At 76.4% G+C, this 5450-nt stretch carries 5 protein-coding genes; 1 reads left to right on the plus strand and 4 read right to left on the minus strand.

The annotated features are described in order from the left end of the window. The first annotated feature begins 193 nt into the window (after positions 1-193). The gene (locus ACFV61_RS34085) at positions 194-895 is read left to right on the plus strand and encodes a transcriptional regulator (protein ID WP_380495969.1); all 702 of its coding nucleotides are present in this window, start codon (positions 194-196) and stop codon (positions 893-895) included. 31 nt (positions 896-926) lie between these two features. Here the strand turns inward: ACFV61_RS34085 and ACFV61_RS34090 are convergent, their stop codons facing one another. From ACFV61_RS34090 to ACFV61_RS34105, 4 genes are all read right to left on the minus strand, one after another. After that, a complete protein-coding gene (locus ACFV61_RS34090; protein ID WP_380495971.1) occupies positions 927-1448 on the minus strand; it encodes a hypothetical protein in 522 nt (173 codons plus the stop codon). Positions 1449-1633: 185 nt separating this feature from the next. Continuing rightward, positions 1634-2842, minus strand: a complete 1209-nt coding sequence (locus tag ACFV61_RS34095) for an ROK family protein (protein ID WP_380495973.1) — start codon at positions 2840-2842, stop codon at positions 1634-1636. A gap of 267 nt (positions 2843-3109) precedes the next feature. Next, on the minus strand, positions 3110-3961 hold the full coding sequence (locus tag ACFV61_RS34100) for an SDR family NAD(P)-dependent oxidoreductase (RefSeq protein WP_380344786.1): 852 nt from the start codon (positions 3959-3961) through the stop codon (positions 3110-3112). A gap of 127 nt (positions 3962-4088) precedes the next feature. Next, positions 4089-5369 carry a trans-sulfuration enzyme family protein gene (locus ACFV61_RS34105; RefSeq protein ID WP_380495975.1) on the minus strand — a complete coding sequence of 427 codons (1281 nt, stop codon included), beginning with the start codon at positions 5367-5369 and terminating at the stop codon, positions 4089-4091. Between the last annotated feature and the right edge of the window lie 81 nt (positions 5370-5450).

Below are 5450 nucleotides of genomic sequence, written 5' to 3' on the forward strand. Positions count from 1 at the left end.
CTCTCCGCCGCGCGGGGGCGGCGGACCCCGCCGCGGGCCGCGTCGGGCGCGCGCGCCCCCGCCGGGCCGCCGCCGCGCGCCCCCCCGCGCGCGCCCCCCCCAACCCGGGGCCCGCCCCGGCCTGTCGCCGCCGACCGGGCCCCGCCAGGCGGTAGGAATGGCACCGGGACCGAACCGCACCACGGAGGCACCGGTGAACCACCCGATCCTCGACCAGATCCGCGACCTGCGCGCCGAGTTGGCGCCCGGCGACGCCGCCCCGGCACTCGTCACGGCGCTCGCCGACGGCACAGCGCCCCGCTCGACCCTGGCCGAACTCGCCGCCCAGCAGCACCGGATCATCGCCTCCGACCGGCGCAGCCTGCTGCTGCTCGCCACCCGCAGCGCCGACCGTCCGGTGAGCGCCTGGTTCGCCACCCTCGCCGAGGGCGAAAGCGCCGCGCTGCGCACCCTGCCCGGCCTCGCCGCCGCCTGCGGCCTCGGCCCGGACGAACTCGCCGCCCGGCCACCGCTGCCCGGCTGCCAGGCCTACCCGGCCTACCTCGCCTGGCTCGCGCTGAACGGCGGGCCCACCGCCGCAGCCGTCGCCCTGGTCACCAACTTCGCTGCCTGGGGCGGCTACTGCTCCACCATCGCGCAGGCCCTGCGCGACCGCTACGGCTTCCCCGACCAGGCCTGCGCGTTCTTCGACCTCTTCGCCCAGCCCGCCACCGCGCTCGAACAGCAGGCCGCCGACGCCCTCGGGCCGGACCCGCTGGACGAGCCGACCCTGGCCGCAGCCCGCGAGTACGGCCGACTGCTCCAGGCGTACGAGCACCTGTTCTGGGACACCCTCGGACAGCTCGACCAGGATCCCCCGGGCCGCGGGAACGGGCCGACCGGGCACGGGAACTGACGGCTCGCCCCCCGCACCCGGTCGGCCTCGCTCAGGCCTGCCAGTGCGGCTTGCCGCTGACCATCCGGCAGTAGATCATCCCCCCGTTGGCGTCATGGGTGCTCTTGCCGAGATCGGCGTTGCGGCAGAACTGCCCGGCCGCATAGCAGTTCCCCGCGTTCGAGCGGAGCTCGCACTCCGCGCCGCCGGCCGCCGCGGTGTGCTGCGGCTCCGGGGCGGTCGGCGGCTGGGCCGTGGTGGTCTTCGGCTGCGGCGCCTTCGGGGTGGGCGACGGCGCGTGGGTGCTGGGGGCCGCCGGCGCGGGGGCGGCCGGCGTGCTCGGCGCGGGGTCGGACGCGGGCGGCGGCGTGCTGGCCGGGGGCGCGGCGGGCGGTGCGACCGGCGGGGTCGACTGGGTGGTGGCGGCCGCCGGAGCGGTCACCGGGGGCGAGGCCTTGGCTCCGCCGTCGGCGGCCGACGGGTCGCAACCGGTCAGCGCCAGACCGACGGTGAGGACGAGTCCGGCGAAGCCGGCCAGGCCGGCGCGCCGACGCCCGTGTATGCGTGAAGGCATGGGTGGAGAACGCTCCGTTCCGTTTGGATGAGGTGTGCGATTCAAGCAGAGCCCGCACACGATCTGTGCACGGATCTCCCACTCGTTGGCAGATCGAGATCTGCCGGCCACCGAGCGTCGCCGCCCTCCGGTCCGCCGTCACGCTGCGCCGAACCGCCGAACGCTCGCCGGGCCACGGGCCACTGTTAGGGCAGCCCCGCCGTCCGGCGCTCGAACACCTCGGGGCGCGCGGTCTCCAGGGCGGTGGCGACCGCGCCGAGGAGGACCGCCTCCTCCCCCAGCAGGCTCGGCGCGAGCGTCGGACGCATCGGGGCGATCCGGTGCAGGGCCTGCTCCAGCGGCTCCAGGAGCAGGTCCGCGCTGTTGCCGATTCCGCCGCCGAGGACCACCAGGTCCGGATCCAGTACGGCGGACAACACGGCGACAGCATAGGCGAGTTGGCCGGCTTCACGGTCGACGGCCCGGACCGCCGCCGGCTCCCCGGCCCGGGCCCGTTCGAAGACCTGCTTGGCCGTGGGCGCGCCGCCCAGCCCGAGGTCCTGGGCGGTGCGCACCACGGCGTCCGCGGCGGCCTCCTGCTCGATGGTCGCCGGAGGCTCACCGGGGCGGGCGGGCAACGGCACCAGGCCGATCTCGCCCAGCGCGCCGTGCGCGCCGAGCAGCAGTTCGCCGTCCTTGACCACGCCGACGCCCAGGCCGGTGCCGACCAGCAGGTAGGCGAACATCCGACTGCCCCGGCCCGCGCCGAGGGTGTACTCGCCGAGCGCGGCCAGGTTGGCGTCGTTGGCCACGGTGACGGCCACCCCCAGGCCCTCCCCGATCCGGTCGAACAGGCCGGGCCGGCCCCAGCCGGGCAGGCTGGTGGCGTAGCGGACACCGCGCCGCTGCTCGTCCCACACGCCCGGGGTGCCGATCACCGCGTGCACGATGTCGTCGGCGGCCAGGCCCGCCTCGGCGATGGCCTCGTGGGCGGCGGCGACCACGGCGTCGGCGACGGCGTTCGCCGAGCGGCCCCGGTTGGCCACGTCGCGGCGGGCGACGACCGTCCCGGCGAGGTCCGCGACGGCGACCCGCAGCCTGGCCCGCCCGATGTCCACGCCGAGCACGTGCCCGGCGGCCGGGTCGACCTCGTACAGCACCGCAGTGCGGCCGCGCTCGGGGGCCAGCCGGCCGGCCTCGCGGACCAGCCCGGCCTGCTCCAGGGCGGCCAGGGCGGCGGAGACGGTGGGCTTGGACAGGCCGGTGTCCCGGGCGAGTTGGGCGCGCGAGGAGCCGCCGCCGGTGCGCAGCAGTTCGAGCAGCAGCCATTCGTTGTTGCTGCGCAGCCGCTGCCGGTTCCACGGCACTGCCGGGGCCCCGGCCGCCGGGCGGTGGGTCGGCAGGTGGCTGCTCATCGGTTCCTCCGGTCTGGGCGGGACGGCTGGCGGGCGGGCTGCGCCGGGCGGTGCCGGCACGGCCCGCGGCGTCCGGTGTCGGGCGCCGCCGCCCAAGTATGACCGGCGATCATTCCGTTCCCACCCCGGCCGCCGGCCCTGTACCGTCCCGAGCAGCCCCGTACCGCCCTGAGCAGCCCCGAGCCGCCCCGAGCGGGACCACCGGGCCCGTCAAGCCCGTCAAGCCCGTCGGACCTGTCAGCCGCCTCAGACCCCGGGTCGGATCCCTCAGGCCACCCAGCCGCCCGTCATCCGCCGCACCACCGAGCCGTCCAGGTCGGCCAGCTTGGTGCCGGCGAAGGCCCGGGCCGCCTCGGAGGTCTGCACCCGCAGCGGCGGCCGCTCGGCGGTGAGGGCCGCGACGATCGGGGCGGCCGCCTGCTCCGGGGTCTGGGCCTGGGCGAAGGCCTTCAGCGTGCGGTCGACGTAGGCCCGCAGGGCGGGGGCGTACGGGCCGGCCGCGGCGGTCAGCGCGGGCAGGTCGATGGCCTGGTTGCCGATGAACTCGCTGGCGACGGCGCCCGGTTCGACGACGGTGACGTGCACGCCGACGGTGGCGGCGACCGGCGCCAGCGACTCCATGAAGCCCTCGACGGCGAACTTGGCGGCGCAGTACGCCTCGTTGAAGGGCTGTCCGACCACGCCGCCGACGCTGGTCACGGTGACCACCCGGCCGCCGGAGGCCCGCAGGTGCGGCAGTGCGGCCCGGGTGACCTCGACCACGCCGAAGAAGTTCACCTCCATGGCGGCCCGCACCGGCGCCGTCCCGTCCTGCTCGATCGTGCCGACGTGGCCGGCGCCCGCGTTGTTGACCACCGCGTCGAGCCGGCCGTGCCGGGCGAGGACGGTCTCCAGGCAGGAGGTGACGGAGGCCGGGTCGGTGACGTCCAGCTGCTCGACCTCGATCCGCCCGTCGACGCCCGCCTCGGCGGCGGCGCGCCGCAGGGCTTCGGCCCGTCCGGTGTCGCGCATGGTGGCGACGACGCCGTACCCGGCGCGGGCGGCGGCCACGGCGGTGGCGAGGCCGATCCCGGAGGAGGTGCCGGTGATGAGGACGATCGGGGCGGCGTCGGTGTCCATGGAGGTCTCTCCTCGGGTCTCCCCGGACTTCTCCGGGGCAGAGTGTGTGCGTGTGCACGCACCCTATAATTAGGTGCACGCGCACGCAAACGCGATCGGCAGCCCGGCGCCGCCGGGCGGGCTGCCGTCACACCTTCGCCAGGGCGCCCTCCATGTCCGCCCACAGGTCCTCGGGGTGCTCGATGCCCACCGACACCCGCACCGTCCCCGGGCCGATCCCGGCGGCGGCCAACTCGGCGTCGTCGAGCTGGCGGTGGGAGGTGCCGGCCGGGTGGAGCACGAGGGTGTGCACGCCGCCGAGGGAGGGTGCGAGGGCGGCCAGGCGGACGGACTCGGTGAAGGTGCGGGCCGCCTCGCGGCCGCCGACGAGGTCGAAGGCCAGGACGCCGCCGTGGCCGTCGGGCAGGAGCCGGCGGGCGAGGTCGTGGTCGGGGTGCCCGGGCAGGCCCGGGTAGTGGACGGCCCCGACCGCAGGGTGGGCGGCGAGGCGGCCGGCCAGGTCGAGCGCGGTCTCGCAGTGCCGGCGGACCCGCAGGGCGAGGGTCTGGAGGCCGCGCAGGGTCAGCCAGGCGGCGAACGGGTCGGCGGCGGCGCCGAGTTCGATGGCGTAGTGCCAGACCTTGCGGTGCAGTTCGGCGTCCGCGAGAACGGCGACGCCGGCCAGGACGTCCGAGTGGCCGCCGAGGTACTTGGTGGCCGAGTGGATGACGACGTCCGCGCCGTACTCGATCGGCCGGCAGAGCAGCGGCGTCGCGAAGGTGTTGTCCACCACGCTGACCACCCCGGCCCGCTTGGCGACGCCGATCAGCCCGGACAGGTCGGTGACCCTGGTGGTGGGGTTGGAGATGGTCTCCAGGTGCAGCAGCCGGGTGGTGGGCCGCAGCGCCGCCTCGACCTCGGCCGGGTCGTCGCCCCCGACGTGGGTGACCTCCACCCCCCAGCGCTCGGCGAGGTCGGCGAGCACGGCGAAGGTGCCGCCGTACAGGCTTCGCTGGGCGATCACGTGGTCGCCGGAGCGCAGCAGGGCGAGCAGGACGGTGTTGATCGCGCCCATGCCGGAGGCGGTGGCGATCGCGCCGGCGCCGCCTTCGAGGTCGGCCACCGCCGTCTCCAGCGAGCGGACGGTCGGGTTGCCGTAGCGGTTGTAGAAGAAGGCCCCGCCCGGGCCGCTGAAGGCCTGGGTGAGCGCGTCGCTGGTGTCGAAGGCGAAGAGGTGGCTCTGGTGCAGCGGCACGCCCATCGGACGGCTGCCGGCGGTGTCCGCGAGGGGCGGGTGGACGATCCGGCTCTCGGGGCGCAGCGCGCCGGGGGCCCGGTGTCCGTCGGGGGTCCGTTGGCCCTCGGGGGCCTGGTGTCCGTCGGGGATCTGCTGTCCGTCGGGGGTCTGGTGGCCGAGGTAGTCGCTCATGCCGCCCATCGTCGGTCCGGTCGCATGCCGCGCCCAGGGCCAATCGCGCCCGGGTGGCCCGCCCCGGTGCCGCTGCGGCGC

The sequence above is a fragment of the Kitasatospora sp. NPDC059817 genome, from assembly GCF_042731835.1.
GTDB lineage: Bacteria > Actinomycetota > Actinomycetes > Streptomycetales > Streptomycetaceae > Kitasatospora.